The following is a 16,348-nucleotide window of genomic DNA, read 5'->3' as shown; positions in this document are numbered from 1 at the left end:
TTGAGGTGCTAGTGCCCTTTATCGGGCGTGGGGGTTCAAGTCCCCCCTCGGACACAAGCAAGAGCCCCACACATCGTGTGGGGCTCTTCTGTATTCCCGTTTCCGGTTCGGCCGGGCCGGGCCCGGCCGAACCGCGCCCTGGCCCGGTCATGGTTCCAGGACCACCAGCCCCGTCGGGGTGATCAGGCTGCCCGGGGTGACCGACGTGAAGGTGTGCGGCAGCGACAGCCGGGGCTGGTCGCTCTCCGCGACGGCGTCGAAGAGGTAGGCGGCGGCCGCCGTGGTGTCGCTGACCAGATGCGGACCGCCCGCGGCGGCCGTGCCTCCGGTGAGCGGGGTACGGAAGAGGCGCCGCAGGTGGCGCAGGGTCTCCGGAGTGACCGGGGTGACCGGGGCGCGCATGGTCCGGGCCTGCTCCGGCGGGGCCTGCGGAGGGGGCTTCGCCGCGGCCGGGGCGTCCGGGGGGATCGCGCCCGTCAGGAGCAGGGCCAGCAGCACGGGGACGGCCTTGCGGCGCAGGGCCTCGGTGGCCGCGCCCAGCCGGTGGGCGTGCGACGCGGGCAGTGAGAGCGCGAGGCTCCCGGCGGTGCCCCCGGTGGCGATCGGGACCGCCGAGCAGACGACCCCGGGGGAGTACTCGCGCAGGTCGAACACGGGCGCGCCCGGAGCCAGCGCGTCCAGGGCGCTGAACAGCACCCGGCTGTCGGTGATGGTCCGCCGGGTGAGCCGCGCGGGCCGGTGCCGGGCCACGTGGTCGGCGCGGCCGTCGTGGTCGAGCTGGGTCAGCAGGCACTTGCCGACCGCGCTGGCGTGCGCGGCCGCCCGGAAATCGACCCACTCGCGCACCGGCGGGGTCGCGGGCCCGGCCGCCATCTGTGTGATCCGGACCTCGCCCTCGGCGTACCGGCTGAGGTAGACCGCGGCGCCCGCGCTGTCCCGGGCCAGCGCCAGGGTGCGCTGGAGCTGCCCGGCCAGACCGTGCCCGCCGGGGGCGGCCAGCCGCTGCAGGGCGGGCCCGCGCGCGTACACCCCGAGGGCCGGCCGGTACGCGTACTCCTCCTCGCACAGCATCGCCAGCAGGGGCCGCAGTTCCCCGTCGGCGAGGCCGGACTCCCGGGCGAGCTGGGCGGCCCGCACCCCCAACGGGTGCTGTTCCAGGACGCGTACGACGGCCAGCGCGCGGCGGGCCTCGGCCAGGGCCCGGCCCGTCCCGGCCCGGGCGGCGCTCCCGCGGGCCGCCGCCGTCAGTGCGGGGTGGCGCAGCGGTCCGGCGGCCGCCCGGAGCGCGGCCGCCGGGGCCGGCACGGTGACGGGCGGCGGGGGCAGGAACGAGGCCAGCACCCCGGACAGTCCGGGCCTGGGCAGCGGCACCGGGCCCAGGTCGGGATCCTCGAACTGGTCGACGTGGCGCAGCACGGCCGCCTGCGCGCACAGCCGGATCTCGCGCAGATCCCGCCGCCCGGTCGGCCGGAAGCCGCGCCGGCCCAGCTCGCGCGCCCAGTGCCGGGCGTCGTGGTGCTCGCCGCGCCGGGAGTGGTCGAGGAAGAGGCAGTAGGCGGCCGCGGAGGTTCGGGGGCTCCCGGATCCGGCGGCGAACTGCCACCAGAAGCGGGCTCCTTCGCGCAGCCCGGCCAGGTGCAGCAGGCAGCCGAAGACGACGGCCCCGGCCAGGTCGGTGCGCCCGTCGGAGAGGAAGGAGTCGAGGTGCGCCCCGGCCCTGGGCGCGCACGCGGAGGCCAGGCAGACGGCCTTGAGGTCGCGGCGGGCCCGTTCGGCGTCGAGCGGGCAGTCCCGGGTGGGGTCGCTCCAGCCGTGCACGGACCGCCGGCGGGCGCGGTGTCCGGAGGTGGGGGTGTGCGGTGTGGCGCGAAGCAGCCGGGCTTCGGCGGCGCCGAGGTCGTAGTGCCGGTAGCGGTCGCGGACGCCCGCCCGGGCGAGGAACTCGGCCAGGGTGCGGGGGATCCCGTCGCCCTCCTGCAGCTCCTGTCGTTCGTAGCGCCTCATGATTCGGCTGATTCGGCAGATTCGGGTGGTGTGGCCGATTCGGGCGGTGCGGTGGACGTGGCGAGCAGGCGGGCGAGCCGCCGGTGGGCCTGTCCGAGGCTGGAGCGGAGGGTGGCCTCGTCGACGCCCATCACGGCGGCGGCCTCGCCGGGGGTGCACTGGAGCCCGTACCGCAGGAGTACGGCGTCCCGCTGCCGCTCGGCGAGCCGGGAGACGGCGGAGTAGAAGCGGATGGTGTCGGTCAGCACCTCGTACCGGTCGGCGTGGGCGTCCTTGAGGGCGGCCTCGAAGGCGCTGATGTCCATCGGCTCGGGCGGCTGCCGCCAGGGTTCGCGCAGGCGCTGCCGGTCGACCAGGCAGCGCTTGAGGACGGTCCAGGCGTAGGCGTCCAGGCGGTCCATGTGGAGCATCCGCAGCCACTCGCCCATGATCGAGTCGAAAGCGGCGTCCACCGCCTCCTCCGCCGCCGCGTCGGAGCCCAGCTGCAGATACGCGAAGCGCATGTACGCGGGCCGCCGGTTGGCGTGGAAGGCCCAGTACGACAGGCGCGCCGTCGGGTCCCACTGGCTCATGGGAGTCGGCCGCCGGCGCCGGCTCGGTAGTCCCACGGCCCCACCGGACTCCTCCGGTCCGCCATCGTTCACCGCTCCACCTCATCCCCTGTGCGCTGGAACAGGAAAGCAGCGCGGGCGCACTCGGAGGGCGCAGAGAAGAAAGCTGGAAGCAATGCGTCGCGGATGATCGACCCGTGATCGATCTCGATCGTGCACGGCTCCAGCCAGCACGTATGCATATGCCTGCTGCGGGTGCCGTCACCACCGCCCGACCCTGCCGGGCACCGGTCGGGTGCTCCGCCGTCCGGCTGTAGCATGGGCCTGATCGCGAGGGCCGTGACGGAGAGGTCACTGCCCTCGCTTTTGCGTTACGTCCACCCCGAACAAATGCGGCGCGTGGCCTTTCGGCGGTTCGATACGATGAACCGCACTCACAATCCGTCACGTCACGTTGTACCGCACAGAGGAAATGGAGCATCCGAGGATGGCTCGACACCTGATCACCAGCGCGCTTCCGTACATCAACGGGATCAAGCACCTGGGCAACATGGTCGGGTCGATGCTTCCGGCGGATGTGTACTCCCGGTACCTCCGCCAGCGCGGCCACGACGTCCTCTACATCTGCGCCACCGACGAGCACGGCACCCCCGCCGAACTCGCCGCGAAGGAAGCCGGCATCTCGGTCGCCGAGTTCTGCGCGCAGGCCCACGACGCCCAGAAGGCGGTCTACGACGGCTTCGAGCTGTCCTTCGACTACTTCGGCCGCAGCTCCTCCGAGCAGAACCGCGAGATCACCCAGCACTTCGCGCGCCGCCTGCAGGAGAACGGCTTCATCGAGGAGCGTGCGATCCGGCAGGTGTACTCGCCGGTCGACGGCCGCTTCCTGCCGGACCGCTACGTCGAGGGCACCTGCCCGCACTGCGGCTACGACAAGGCCCGCGGCGACCAGTGCGAGAACTGCACCCGCGTCCTGGACCCCACGGACCTGATCGAGCCCCGCTCGGCCATCTCCGGCTCCACCGAGCTGGAGGTCCGCGAGACCAAGCACCTCTTCCTCCTGCAGTCCAAGCTCCAGCACGAGGTCGAGGCATGGGTCGCCGAGCACGAGGAGGAGTGGCCGCAGCTCGCCTCCTCCATCGCCCGCAAGTGGCTGACCGAGGGCCTGCACGACCGCGCCATCACGCGTGACCTCGACTGGGGCGTCCCGGTCCCGGCCGACACCTGGCCCGAGCTCGCCGCCGAGGGCAAGGTCTTCTACGTCTGGTTCGACGCCCCGATCGAGTACATCGGCTCCACCAAGGAGTGGTCGGACCTGGACCCGGCGAACCGCGACTACAAGTCGTGGTGGTACGAGGCAGAGGACGTCCGCTACACCCAGTTCATGGCCAAGGACAACGTCCCGTTCCACACGGTGATGTTCCCCGCCACCGAGCTGGCCACCCGTGAGCCGTGGAAGAAGGTCGACTACGTCAAGGCCTTCAACTGGCTGACGTACTACGGCGGCAAGTTCTCCACCTCGCAGAAGCGCGGCGTCTTCACCGACCAGGCGCTGGAGATCCTCCCGGCCGACTTCTGGCGCTACTTCCTCATCGCCAACGCGCCCGAGTCCGACGACTCGTCCTTCACGTGGGAGCACTTCGCCGCCACGGTCAACAAGGACCTCGGCGGCACCCTCGGCAACTTCGTCAACCGCGTGCTGACCTTCTCCCGCAAGAAGTTCGGCGACGAGGTTCCCGCCGGCAGCCCCGCCGGCGAGGCCGAGGCCAAGCTGGGCGAGCAGATCGCCGTACTGCTGGCCGAGTACGAGGGCCACATGGAGTCCCTGCAGTACCGCAAGGCCGCGGCCGCGCTGCGCGCCCTGTGGTCGGCCGGAAACGCGTACCTCGACGAGAAGGCCCCCTGGCTGGAGGTCAAGACCGACCTCGAGGGCGCGGCGCTCACCCTGCGCACCGCGATGAACCTCATCCACCTCTACTCGGTGGTCTCCGAGCCGTTCATCCCGGCCTCGGCGCGCGCCATGCGCTCCTCGTTCGCGCTCGCCGACGACACGGCCACGTGGGTCACCCCGGAGCAGGCCCGGTCCCTGGACGCGGTTGCCGCCGGCACCCCGTTCACCGTGCCGCCGGTGCTCTTCGCGAGGGTCACCGAGGAGGACCTGGAGTCCTACCGCGAGCGCTTCGGCGGTTCCCCGGAGGCCTGAGGCCCCCTCGGGCCCCAAGAATGAGGGGCGCGACCTTTCGGGGTCGCGCCCTTTCGCGTGCCCGCAGGGTCACACCGGTCAGCCGGCGGTGCGTACGAAGGTGCGCACCGCGGTGTCGAAGTAGCCCCGGGCCTCGTCGCTCTGGCGCACCGGCGACGACACCCACACGTCGTACAGCCGGCCGTCCTCCTCCCAGCACAGGTCGCGGGTGTGCCGGGGGCCCTCGACCGCGGAGAAGCCGTCCCAGGTGAACAGCCAGAGGGCGGCCTGCCGGCCGTTCTGCAAGGTGGTCACGACCTCGGCGTCCCGGTAACCGGGGTTGTTCGACGGGCCCCTGACGTGCGCGCGCTGATGGACGGCGACCGGCCCGCCCGACTCCGGCTCCGCCACCTTGATGCCGATGCGGAAGGTCTCACCGGGCGACATGTAGAAGATCCGCGAACCCTCCACCTTGCGGGTGAAGCCGATGGGGACGGCGAGCGAGAAGCCCTCCGGGTCCCGGGCGACGCGGTAGCCGGCCGGGGCGGCCTTGTCGTCGGAGGAGGGGGAGACCGTGCCGATCTGCTCGCCGGGGGCGCCGGAGGCGGGCGTCGGCGTCGGCGAGGGCCGCTGACCGGCCGCACCGCTCGTGGACGTCTCCCCGTCCCGTGCGTCGTCGTTCATGAGCAACGCGGCGGACACGCCCGCCCCGGCGATCGCGGCCACCAGGAGGGCGGCGAACAGTGCCGCCCACGGCCGCCGTTTCCCGGGTGCGCCCACGGGCACGGGCGCGGGTACGGCTACGGGCGCCGACACCGGTGTCGGCCCGGACGCGGAGGCCGGTGCGGGCTCGGGTCCGGCCCCGGTCGCGCCGTGCTGCGTCGGCGTGTACTCCGTCGGTGTGTACTCCGTCCGGGTGGACCGCGGCGCCGCCTCCGCGGAGGCCCGCAGCATCCGCTCCGCCTCCTGCGCGCCGAGCCGCTGCGCGGGATCGCGCTCCAGCAGTCCCCGCACCACGGGCAGCAGCGGGCCGCACTCCGCGGGCGGCCGGATCTCGTCGAAGACCACCGCGTGCAGCACCCCGCCGAGCGAGTCCCGGCGGAAGGGCGACCTGCCGGTGAGGGCCGCGCAGAGCAGGGCGCCCAGGGACCACAGATCGGCCTCGGGCCCCGCCGGCGTCTGTCCCGACATCCTTTCGGGCGCGGTGTATTCGGGGGAACCGACGAAGGACCCGGTGGTGGTGAGCGTCGTCGCGCCCGACACCTGCGCGATGCCGAAGTCGGTGAGCACGGGCCGGCCGCCGGGCGCCTCCAGCAGGACGTTCGCCGGCTTGATGTCCCGGTGCAGCACCCCGGCCGCGTGCGCCGTCCGCAGGGCGCCGATCAGAGCGACCCCGATCCGGGCCGCCTCCGTGACGTCCACCGGACCGGTGCGGGCGAGCCGGTCGGCCAGGGAGCCGCCCTCGACCAGCTCCATGACGATGTAGGGGAGTTCGCCGTCCTCGACGATGTCGTGCACCACGATGATGTGGGGGTGCTTGAGCTGCGCGGCCGCCCGTGCCTCGCGGAGTGTGCGCTCACGCTGCTGCCGGGCCTCGTCCGCGGACAGCGCGGGGTCGAGCACGACCTCCTTGACGGCGACGCTGCGGCCGAGCAGTTGGTCGGTGGCGCGCCACACGATGCCCATGCCACCGCGTCCGAGCCTGGCGTCGAGCCGGTAGCGCCCTGCGATCAGACGGGCGTCCGCCCCCTCGGTAGCCATGGCGACATCATGCCGCATCCGGGAACGGCACCCGTCCGCCGCGTGTCGAAGCCGCCCCTTGATCGTTTCTTCAGCGGTAGCCCATTCATCTGCTCCGGAATTCGGGAGGCGCGCGGTGACCGCTTGGCAGTACTTCGCCGGGGCGGGCCTGGTGGCGGCGCTCTGCCCGCTGCACGGCCACGTGGCGGTCGCCGGTGACGGCAACGGCCGCGGAGCCCGTGTCGACCTGTGCGTACCGGCCGGGCAGCCGAGCAGGCCGGTCTTCCGGCCGCCGCCCGGACAGCCCCCGGTGCGGGTGGGCGTGCCGGGTACCGACCGTCCCACCGTGCGTCACCCCGGGCGGCCCGCGCAGTCGGCCACCCCCGCGGGCCGGCCCGCGCGTCCCGAGCCGCCGGCGCGGCCCGGGCGGCCGGAGCCGCGGGGCGCGGCGGGCGTGGGGGACACGGTGGGTGCGGTCGGTGCGCCGGGTGCGGTGCGGCCTTCCGCGGAGGCCGGGCCCGGGGAGCCGGAGCCGCCGGTACCCGCGCCGGGTCCCGGGGACGCATCCGAACCGGCGCCGGCCGGGGCACCCGCCCCGCCCGCGGCCAGGGCCGCCGTCGCACGGGTGAGCGCCTTCCACGTGCGTCCGTACCGCTCGGTGGCCGTGGAGCGGCGCGGCCCGGGCGGGATGTCCACCGTGATGCTGATGGTCGTCGTCACCACCCCGGCCGTCCTCGCCGCTGCCGCCCTGCGCCCACGCTCCAAGAGCCGCGGCTGACCGCCGCGCACCCCCGCGGCCCCGTCCGCCGATCGCCTGTTCATCGATCCATCGATCCACACCGGGAGAATCCACGTGTCCGAATGGCTGGTCCTGGCCATCGCCATGGCGCTCGTCTGCGCCGTCGTCCTCGCCATCACCGCGATCCGGCACCGCCGGGCCGCCGACGACGAGGACACCAGCGAAACCCCCGATGTCATCGAGTACATGACGATGATGGTGGGCGTGGTCTACGCGATCGTGCTGGGCCTGGCCATCGCGGGAGTCTGGGAGGCGCGCGGCGCCGCCGAGGACAGCGTGCGCCGCGAGGCCCAGGCCCTGTACGAGGTCACCCAGCGCGCCGACGTCTACCCGGCGGCCGTCCGCGACCGCATCCGGGGAGAGGTGGACGCGTACGTCTCCCACACCGTCGCCGTGGACTGGCCGCTGCTGACCTCCGGCGACGGCGCCTCGGCCGAGGGGGCCGCGCTGCTCGGCAAGCTGCGCAGCGACGTCACGCACCAGAGCCCGGCCACCGAGCTCCAGGCGCAGGCCTACCAGCCGCTGCTGGACCACATCGCCGCCGCCGACGACGCGCGGCACTCGCGGATGCAGAGCTCCGAGTCCACCCTGCCGGGCGTGGTGTGGTTCGGGCTGCTGGTCGGCGGGGTGGTCACGGTCGGGCTGATCTTCACCCTGCAGATCCGCCGCTCCGGGCGGGAGTTGCTGCTCGCCGGGCTGTTCAGCGCGCTGATCGTGTTCCTGCTCTTCATGGTGTGGAGCTTCGACGCGCCGTACGGGCGGGACGGGATCGATTCGGCCGCACCGTTCCAGGACCTCTTCCCGGCGTCGGCGACCGTGGCGGCCGCCACCCGCTGAGCGGCGGGCGGCGGGCGGCGGGCGGCGGGCGGTCGGGTGGCGGCGGCCGGCGGACGCAGGTCGCCGCTACACGGTGACCTGACGCCGGACCTCCTGCACCACCGGCGAGTGCCGCAGAGCGTGGGAGATGCGCAGGAGGTCGCGCGGACCGTCGGCGGTGTCGAGGAGGGTCTCCTCGTCCTCCCCGATGATCTTTCCGTCGGGGTCGGCGGAGCGGGCCCGCACGGCGGCCGCGACCATGGCGGCGTCGGCCACCGCCCGGGCGGCCTCCTCGTCGGCCCCCTCGGCGACGGCGCTCTCGTAGGCGTCGTCGCGCAGGCCCTTGTCGAAGTACGGGCCGAGGTGCAGGAAGCCGTCGTGGATGTCCGACTCGCGCTGGATCACCCGCAGTTCGGCCGCGGACCACCAGGCCATCTGCACGGAGGGGGTGCCGCTGGGTGCGGAGATCTGCACCTCCTGCCAGAGCGGGCCGAGCCGGCGGTACGTCGCCCAGATCTGCCAGTGGTCCGACAGGCGCTGGCAGACGAGCGGCACCACGAAGCCCATTGCGCTGATCAGCGCCCCGAGGGAGGCGAGCGGCGGGGCGACGAAGGTGCTCAGGCCGTCGAGGTCGTGGCCGGTCCAGCGGGCGACGACGGCGGTCATCTTGGTGGCGTCGTAGGAGAGGTTGAAGAGGTAGCCGACGACGATGATCACCAGGCCGACCCGCAGCCATCCGCGCACCTGCAGCGACCAGCGCCAGCACAGGACCACCATCACCACCGCGGCCACGAGGTGCGCCACCAGGTAGAGGGCGATCATGTGCCCGATGTAGGGCGTGTTCGCGTAGTGGGTGTCGAAGTCGCGCAGCCGCTCCTCCGGGGTCTCGCCGAGGGCGAAGAGCACGATCAGGGCCACGACCACCACGCTGTAGCCCAGGATCCAGCGGCGCGAGATGCGTTCGGTCTGTTCGGGCGGGCCGCCCCGCCAGTTGACCATCAGGATCAGGCAGGAGGCGCTGAACGCGGTGATCAGGCAGTACACCAGGGGGGCCGAGACGTTGACGATCCCGGTCCAGCGGTTGACGGCCGCGATGGTGGGTGGGGCGGCGAAGGTGAACACCGCTCCCGCAAGAGTCAGCAGGGCGACGACCGACCGCAGGAGCGGGTCGCGCCAGTTGTGCCGCAGGGCCGGCAGCTTGAAGGCGAGCGAGATCGCCATCGCGGCCGCCGGTATGTAGTAGTCCTCGCCGTTCAACGGTCGTTCCTGTGCCCCCGGTAGCCCAGCGAGGCCTCGATCCGGCCCGCCAATTGATCGCGCTGGACCGGGGCCCGGTGGCTCGCCGATCCGGCGAGCCAGTTCCGGCACCTGCTGCCCAGCAGTAAGCCGAAGGTTTCGGCCTCGGTCTCCTCCCGGACGTCGGCGCGCGTGCGCGCGGCGACCCGGCGGACCGTCTCGCCGATGTCGGCCTCGTCGGTCAGCAGCCGCGCGGCGACGGCGGCGCCGTCGACGTGGTGACTGCAGTGGCCGGCCTTCATGTGCCAGAGCTCGTGACCCAGGATCACCAGCTGGTGGTCCGGCGCGGTGCGTTCCTCGATGACGACGAGATCGCGGTCCGCCATGTCGAGCCACAGGCCGCTGGCCGTCCGCGGTGGGAACGAGGCCATCCGGAAGTCCACCCGGCGGCCGCGGTGTCTGCTCATGCCCTCGCAGAGGGCAGCGTAGAGGTCCACGGGTTCCACGGGGGCGGTCAGCCGGATGCCGGCCACCAGCTCCCCGCACAACCGCCGCTGCTCTCTGCCTATGCTCACCGTTCTCCCCGTCGGCGCGGATCCGGATCAGGACTCAAGGATCAGACCCAGGCTTTCGACTGGGTCAGGACTCGTTCGGTTTTACGCTTTCGAGGAGCATGTCCAGCCATTCGGTCACCTTGTCCCGGTGCTTGTCGCTGGGCAGTTGGGCGGCGCGCCAGGCGATGCCCCGTACACCGTGGTTCTGGAGGAGTCTTGCCAGTGGATCGCCCGCCGATGCGGCCGAGGCCGGTACGGTTTCCCGCGCCCGCCCCGCGAAGTCCTGGAGCAGCTGTTGTTCGGTCCGCTGGAGCGCGTCCGTGAGGGCGTCGGAATCGTGTGCCGTGAGGAACCCGGCGTGCACTCCGAAGAACCGCTGGATCGCGTCGCAGTGTTCCATGGTGGGGCGTCGGTCGCCGTTGATCAGGGCCCCGGCCTGCTGCCGCGACATGCCGGCGCCGTCCGCGATCTCCTGCTGCGTGTACCGGCGGCCGTTCGGTTTGACACGGGTCCGCCGGAGCAGGTCGAGGCGCTGGAGGAACCGGGTCTGCAGATCGGGTTCGCCGGCCGGCCTGCCGTCGAGCAGGGTCCTGACCACGTCCGTGGGCACGCCGGAGGCCTCGGAGAGCCGCCGCAGGTCGAAGACCTGGTTCAGGTCGCGGCCCATCTTGCCCGCGAGTTCGGCGACACGCGTGATGGTGGCTGCCAGGGGTGCGTTGGCTACCGCGACGGGAGCCGGGAAGCCGTCTGTCACCAGTGGTTCTCCTAGATCGCGCGAAGTCGGTATGGGCACATGGTCGGCTTCTGGAATCTAGCCGCTCTCGCCCAGAAGGGCTATAACGTGCCACAGCTGTGGCGGGAATGAGCTGTCAAGAGGCTGGAATTGCCACAATAGTTGACACTCGAATGAAGTCGGTAGCAGGATCGCCACACGGAAATGAAGATCCATACCGGAGGAGGGGGAGCTCTCAGTGCCACATCTCGCAGCGGTGGGCCCGTCCGATGGACTCGCCCGAGCCGGTGAAGAGCGCATGACGGGCGAGGAATCCGCCCGTGGTGCCGTGCGGTCGGAGCGACGCAAGGAGATTTTGCGCCAGCGCCGCGAGGAGCTGGGCCTGAGCCAGGAGGACCTCGCCGCCCGGCTGCGCATCAGCGTGCGCGCGTACGGGAACTGGGAAAGAGGCCTGGTCAAGGAGTGGACGGACCGTAAACTCCTCGCCCTGGCCGAGGCCTTGGAGATGAGCGAGCGGCAGTGCTTCTGGCTGTTCCGCGTCATGGTCGACCGCGACCCGCCGCCCACGTGGCGCGCCGCCGAGGAGAACCGGCTTCCCGAGGACCCCGCGCAGCGCGACTACTTGTGCGACTACGCGGCCCTCATGGAGTCCGTGCCCTACCCGAGCTTCCTGGTCGACCACCGCTGGGACGTGGCCCTGACCAACTCGGCCTTCGACCAGCTCTTCCAGTCCGTGCGGCCGCACCCGACGGCCCTGCCGGACGACAACTTCCTGCGCTTCGTGCTGTTCCACCCGGACGCGGCGGCCGTACTGGAGGACCACGAACCGGCCTGGTGCGTACCGCTGCTGGCCCAGTTCGCGACCGCGCTGGCCGGGGCTCCCGAGGACGAGGGGCTGCGCAGCATCCGCCAGGAGGTGGCCCGTGACCCGTTCATGGAGGCGGCCTACCGGTACGGGGTGCCGCACTGGCTGAGCACGCACGGGACCGACGCCGCCGAGCTGGACGGAGCGGTGCGCACCGTGCGCCACCCCGACCCGCGATGGGGACTGGTGCGCTGCCGGATGGTGGCCGAAACCAGCCGGATGCTCGGCGAGATGGGACTGACCCGGATCACCCTCGTCCTCTCGACGCCGACCGGCGCGCCGAGGGGCCCGGTCCAGGGCGGCGGCGGCTTCACGCACCAGCAGGGTGCCAGGCTGCGCGCCGTGCCGTCGCCGGTGGAGTGACCGGCCGGGGCAGACTGGTGCCGACGGGTGTGTGCCGTCGGCCGCGTGCCACCGGTCGTGTCACCGATCGTGTCACCGATCGTGGCATCGGCGACCGCGGCGGCGGCGCCGGCAACACGATCTGCAGGGGCGAAAGGCGGTAGGGGCGTGCGGCTGACGATCCTCGGCGGGGGCGGCTTCCGGGTACCGCTCGTCTACGGGGCCCTGCTCGGCGACCGGGCCGAGGGCAGGGTGTCCCACGTGACGCTGTACGACGAGGACCCGGCGCGGCTCACCGCCATGGCCCGGGTGCTCGGGGACCAGGCCGCGGCCGCCGCGGCGGACGGCCCGGCGGTGGACGCCCCGGCCGTCACGGCCACCGGGGACCTCGACGAGGCCCTGCGCGGGGCCGATTTCATCTTTTCCGCCATCCGCGTCGGTGGCCTGGAAGGGCGCGCCGCGGACGAGCGGATCGCCCTGGCCGAGGGTGTCCTGGGCCAGGAGACGGTGGGCGCGGGCGGGATCGCGTACGGCCTGCGGACCGTGCCCGTGGCCCGCGAGCTCGCCCGGAGGATCGCCCGTACCGCCCCCGAGGCATGGGTCATCAACTTCACCAACCCGGCCGGGCTGGTCACCGAGGCGATGGCCGAGGAGCTCGGCGAGCGGGTGATCGGCATCTGCGATTCCCCCGTCGGCCTGGGCCGGCGCATCGCCCGGCTGCTGGGCGCCCGGCCGCAGGAGGCATGGATCGACTACGTCGGCCTCAACCACCTGGGGTGGGTGCGCGGGCTGCGCATCGGCGGCCGCGACGAGCTGCCCCGGCTGCTGGCCGACACCGAGGCCCTGGAGTCCTTCGAGGAGGGCCGGCTCTTCGGGGCCGACTGGCTGCGCTCGCTCGGCGCGATCCCCAATGAGTACCTGCACTACTACTACTTCAACCGTGACACCGTACGGGCGTACCAGGAGGCCAAGCAGACGCGCGGGGCCTTCCTGCGCGACCAGCAGCGAGGCTTCTACGCCGAGGCGGGCCGGGCCGGAGCACCGGCCGGGGCGGCGCTGGCCGCCTGGGACCGCACCCGGGCCGAGCGCGAGGCCACGTACATGGCCGAGAACCGCGAGGCGGCGGGGGTCGGGGAGCGCGACGGGAGCGACCTCGAATCCGGCGGCTACGAGAAGGTCGCCCTCGCGCTGATGCGGGCCATCGCCCGGGACGAGCGGGCCACGCTGATCCTCAACGTCCGCAACCGCTCGACGCTGTCCGTCCTCGACGCCGAGGCCGTCATCGAGGTGCCCTGCCTGGTCGACGCGAACGGCGCCCACCCGGTGGGCGTCGCGCAGCTGCCCCTGCACGCGGTGGGGCTGGTGACAGCCGTCAAGGCGGTCGAGCGGGAGATCCTGGCGGCGGCCGCGAGCGGTTCGCGGGCGGACGCGGTCAAGGCCTTCGCACTCCATCCGCTGGTCGACTCGGTGGGCGTGGCCCGGCGGCTGGTCGACGGGTACGCGGCGGAGCACCCGGGCCTGGCCCACCTGCGCTGACCCCGGCGCGCGTTCCCCCGTACGGCGCAGCGCCGCATGCGGTGCGGCGGGCGCGCTGTGACAGTGCGAGGGTGACCACTGCCCCCGACACAGCCACCGCACCTCCCGTGCTCGACCGGCGGCGGCGCAACGTCATCTTCGGCACGATCATGCTCGGTGTGCTGCTGGCGGCACTCGACCAGACGATCGTCGGAACCGCCCTGCCCACGATCGTGGGGGACCTCGGCGGCGGGGACCACATGTCGTGGGTGGTGACCTCCTACCTGCTCGCGGAGACCGTGTCGACCGTGCTGGTGGGCAAGTTCGGCGACCTCTTCGGCCGGAAACTCATCTTCCAGATCTCCGCCATCGTCTTCATCAGCGGCTCCTTCCTGTGCGGTCTGTCCAGCAACATGACGCTCCTGATCGTGTGGCGCGGCGTCCAGGGCATCGGGGCCGGCGGCCTGATGGTCACCGCCATGGCACTGATCGCCGATGTGGTGCCCCTGCGCGAACGCGGCAAGTACCAGGGCATGATCGGCGCCGTCTTCGGGGTCGCCACCGTGATCGGACCGCTGCTCGGCGGCTTCTTCACCGATCAGCTGACCTGGCGGTGGTGCTTCTACGTCAACGTCCCGATCGCGATCCTCGTCGTCATCGCCGCCGCCCGGACGATCCCGGCGGTGCGGGCCTCGGGGCGGCCGACGATCGACTACCTGGGCATCGCACTGGTCGCGATCGGCGCCAGCGCGCTGATCCTGGCCACCAGCTGGGGCGGCAACGAGTACGCCTGGACCTCACCCGTGATCATCGGCCTGTTCGCGGGGGGCGCCGTCGCCCTGGCCCTGTTCTGCCTGGCCGAGACGCGGGCCGCGGAGCCCATGCTGCCCATGCGGCTCTTCCGCAATCCGGTCTTCGCCGTGTGCTCCGTACTGAGCTTCGTCGTCGGCTTCGCGATGCTCGGTGCGATGACGTTCCTGCCGACCTACCTCCAGTACGTCGACGGTGATTCGGCCACGATCTCGGGCGTCCGCACCCTGCCCATGGTCTTCGGCCTGCTGCTCGCCTCCGTCTTCAGCGGCAACGTCACCAGCAAGACCGGCCAGTACCGGATCTTCCCCATCGTGGGCAACGCGGTCATGGGCATCGGCCTGTACCTGCTGTCACGGATGCAGCCGGGGACCAGCACCCTGCTGGAATCCCTGTACATGTTCGTGCTCGGCACGGGCATCGGCCTGTCCATGCAGGTGCTGACGATCGCCGTGCAGAACACCGTCGACTACGCCGACCTCGGCACGGCCACCTCCGGTGTCACCTTCTTCCGTACGCTCGGCAGCGCCTTCGGGACGGCGGTCTTCGGGACGATCTACGCGAACCACCTGGGGCCCGGACTGGAGGCGGCGGTCGCGGAGGCGGCACGGCTCACCGGGCAGGACCCGGCGCAGCTGGCCAAGGCCGCGTCCACCCCGGAAGGCGTGCACCAGCTCCCTCCGGAGGCCGCCGCCCCGGTGATCGACGCGTACGCGGAGGCCCTGCACACGGTGTTCCTCTGGACGGTGCCGGTCGCGGTCTTCGGGTTCGTCGTCGGGCTCTTCCTCAAGCAGGTCAAGCTGCGCGACAGCGCCCGGGCCGGGTCCACGGACATGGGCGACGGCTTCGGCTCGCCGGCCACGGCCTCGGGCAACTCGGCCAAGCTGCTGGAGCTGGCCGTGGGCAAGCTCGTGCGGAACATGGGGGCGGACACGGCCCGCGGGATCGTCGAGGGCTCCGAGACCCGGCTGGACATCGCGGCCGCCTGGGCGGTCATGCAGGTGGAGGTGATGACCCGGACGATCGGCTATGCCAGCCTCGGGCTGATCGCCGGGCGCCGTTCCCTCCCACCGGAGGTACTGGTCCCGGTCTACGACCGGATGGAGCAGGAGGGCTTCCTCAGCCGCGACGGCAGCTTCTTCACCCTCACCCCGGCCGGACAGCGGGAGGCCGATGTGATCTCGAAGGCGTGGGGGGACTGGCTCAAGGACGAGCTGGAGAAGGACCGCGGGCGGCCGCGCAGCGCCGAACTGCGGGTGGCGGCGGACGCGATCGCGAAGCGGCTGCTGGCGGAGGACCTGGAGGAGGGGAACTTCGCGCCGAAGGTGGTGTTGCGGGGGTAGGCGGCGGCGGGGGATTGCCGGGGCCGGCCGGTTCGGCAGGTGCGGCAGATCCGGTGGATCCGGCAGGTGCGGCAAGGAACTTCCGGGGGCCGGTGCACGTCCTCTCCTTCGAGGCCGTGGGACAGCCGGGCAGTTGGGCAGTCGGCCGACCGGGCAGCGGGGCGGACGGATGGACGACGGGGGGCGCAAGTGAGGATCACACTGGCCGAGGAGATCATGCTGCTCTCCCTGGAAGACGAGTCCGGGGCGGCACGACAGCGCCAGTCGGCGGGCTGGGCCGTGGCGGGCGCGCTCCTGCTGGAGCTCGTGATGGCGGAGCGGGTGTCGGTATCGGGCAAGTACCTGGAGCTCAGGAACACCGAGTCCACCGGGGAGCAACTGCTCGACGGCCGGATCCGGTTGATGGAGGCATGGCTGCGGGGCCGCAGCAAGCGCAGGGTGACGGACTGGCTGACGAAGGACCAGCCGAAGGCGGTCGCCGCCGCGCTGGAGAGCCTGGGCGAGCGCGGGCTCGTGGTGGCACAGGTGCACAAGGTGCTCGGCATGTTCCCGCAGCGCCGCTACCCGGAGGTCGACGGCACCGTCGAGCGCGCCCTGCGCGAGCGGCTCCACAGCGTCGTCATCGAGGGCGCCGAGCCGGACGAGCGCACGGCGGGCCTCATCGCCCTGATCCACTCGGCCAAGCTGCACCGGCTCGCCTTCCCCGACCGGAAGCCGGGCGAGGTGTCCGTGAGGTCGGCGGAGATAGCCGCCGGCCAGTGGGCGGCCGAGAGCGTCCGGACGGCCATCCGCGACATGCAGGCCGCGATGGTGGCGGTGACCACGGTGACGGTACTGACGGCCACCAGCTAGGCGGTG

General features: G+C 72.4%; 12 protein-coding genes and 1 pseudogene. 7 read left to right on the top strand and 6 right to left on the bottom strand.

Going from position 1 to position 16,348, the window contains the following annotated elements; translation table 11 throughout:
* Positions 1-477: 477 nt before the first annotated feature.
* Positions 478-1,197: pseudogene (locus ACWGE1_RS08340) on the bottom strand (IclR family transcriptional regulator domain-containing protein); the annotation flags it as partial.
* 803 nt (positions 1,198-2,000) lie between these two features.
* Positions 2,001-2,576 (bottom strand): sigma factor-like helix-turn-helix DNA-binding protein, encoded by a 576-nt coding sequence (locus tag ACWGE1_RS08335; protein ID WP_453419760.1) that lies wholly within the window; start codon positions 2,574-2,576, stop codon positions 2,001-2,003.
* Between the two features lie 433 nt (positions 2,577-3,009).
* Between ACWGE1_RS08335 and metG the strand changes: the two genes are divergently transcribed.
* Positions 3,010-4,758 carry a methionine--tRNA ligase gene (gene metG, locus ACWGE1_RS08330; RefSeq protein ID WP_453419759.1) on the top strand — a complete coding sequence of 583 codons (1,749 nt, stop codon included), beginning with the start codon at positions 3,010-3,012 and terminating at the stop codon, positions 4,756-4,758.
* A gap of 78 nt (positions 4,759-4,836) precedes the next feature.
* Here the strand turns inward: metG and ACWGE1_RS08325 are convergent, their stop codons facing one another.
* Positions 4,837-6,498 (bottom strand): serine/threonine-protein kinase, encoded by a 1,662-nt coding sequence (locus tag ACWGE1_RS08325; RefSeq protein WP_453419758.1) that lies wholly within the window; start codon positions 6,496-6,498, stop codon positions 4,837-4,839.
* 115 nt (positions 6,499-6,613) lie between these two features.
* Here ACWGE1_RS08325 and ACWGE1_RS08320 point away from each other — a divergent pair, with 115 nt between their 5' ends.
* Both ACWGE1_RS08320 and ACWGE1_RS08315 read left to right on the top strand, forming a co-directional pair.
* Positions 6,614-7,255 (top strand): hypothetical protein, encoded by a 642-nt coding sequence (locus ACWGE1_RS08320; RefSeq protein WP_453419757.1) that lies wholly within the window; start codon positions 6,614-6,616, stop codon positions 7,253-7,255.
* Between the two features lie 75 nt (positions 7,256-7,330).
* The gene (locus ACWGE1_RS08315; RefSeq protein WP_453419756.1) at positions 7,331-8,113 is read left to right on the top strand and encodes a bestrophin-like domain; all 783 of its coding nucleotides are present in this window, start codon (positions 7,331-7,333) and stop codon (positions 8,111-8,113) included.
* A 66-nt stretch (positions 8,114-8,179) separates the two neighbouring features.
* Here the strand turns inward: ACWGE1_RS08315 and ACWGE1_RS08310 are convergent, their stop codons facing one another.
* From ACWGE1_RS08310 to ACWGE1_RS08300, 3 genes are all read right to left on the bottom strand, one after another.
* Complete coding sequence (locus ACWGE1_RS08310) at positions 8,180-9,349, bottom strand: MAB_1171c family putative transporter (protein ID WP_453419755.1); 1,170 nt, start codon at positions 9,347-9,349, stop codon at positions 8,180-8,182.
* On the bottom strand, positions 9,346-9,903 hold the full coding sequence (locus ACWGE1_RS08305; RefSeq protein WP_453419754.1) for a toxin-antitoxin system, toxin component: 558 nt from the start codon (positions 9,901-9,903) through the stop codon (positions 9,346-9,348). The genes ACWGE1_RS08310 and ACWGE1_RS08305 overlap by 4 nt, the downstream gene beginning before the upstream one ends.
* 64 nt (positions 9,904-9,967) lie before the next feature.
* Complete coding sequence (locus tag ACWGE1_RS08300) at positions 9,968-10,636, bottom strand: helix-turn-helix domain-containing protein (protein ID WP_365469225.1); 669 nt, start codon at positions 10,634-10,636, stop codon at positions 9,968-9,970.
* Between the two features lie 334 nt (positions 10,637-10,970).
* Between ACWGE1_RS08300 and ACWGE1_RS08295 the strand changes: the two genes are divergently transcribed.
* The 4 genes from ACWGE1_RS08295 to ACWGE1_RS08280 all read left to right on the top strand — a co-directional run bounded on the left by ACWGE1_RS08295 (position 10,971) and on the right by ACWGE1_RS08280 (position 16,342).
* A complete protein-coding gene (locus ACWGE1_RS08295) occupies positions 10,971-11,843 on the top strand; it encodes a helix-turn-helix domain-containing protein (protein ID WP_453419753.1) in 873 nt (290 codons plus the stop codon).
* Between the two features lie 147 nt (positions 11,844-11,990).
* Positions 11,991-13,358: a 6-phospho-beta-glucosidase gene (locus tag ACWGE1_RS08290; RefSeq protein WP_453419752.1), complete on the top strand. Its 1,368-nt coding sequence runs from the start codon at positions 11,991-11,993 to the stop codon at positions 13,356-13,358.
* A 71-nt stretch (positions 13,359-13,429) separates the two neighbouring features.
* Entirely contained in the window at positions 13,430-15,490 is a 2,061-nt protein-coding gene (locus tag ACWGE1_RS08285) for an MDR family MFS transporter (RefSeq protein ID WP_453419751.1), read from the top strand.
* 189 nt (positions 15,491-15,679) lie between these two features.
* The gene (locus ACWGE1_RS08280) at positions 15,680-16,342 is read left to right on the top strand and encodes a GOLPH3/VPS74 family protein (protein ID WP_453419750.1); all 663 of its coding nucleotides are present in this window, start codon (positions 15,680-15,682) and stop codon (positions 16,340-16,342) included.
* The last annotated feature ends 6 nt before the right edge of the window (positions 16,343-16,348 follow it).

Source organism: Streptomyces sp. NPDC054932, from assembly GCF_053610205.1.
The sequence above is the reverse complement of the archived record's forward strand: the minus strand, read 5'-3'. Positions and strand labels throughout refer to the sequence as shown.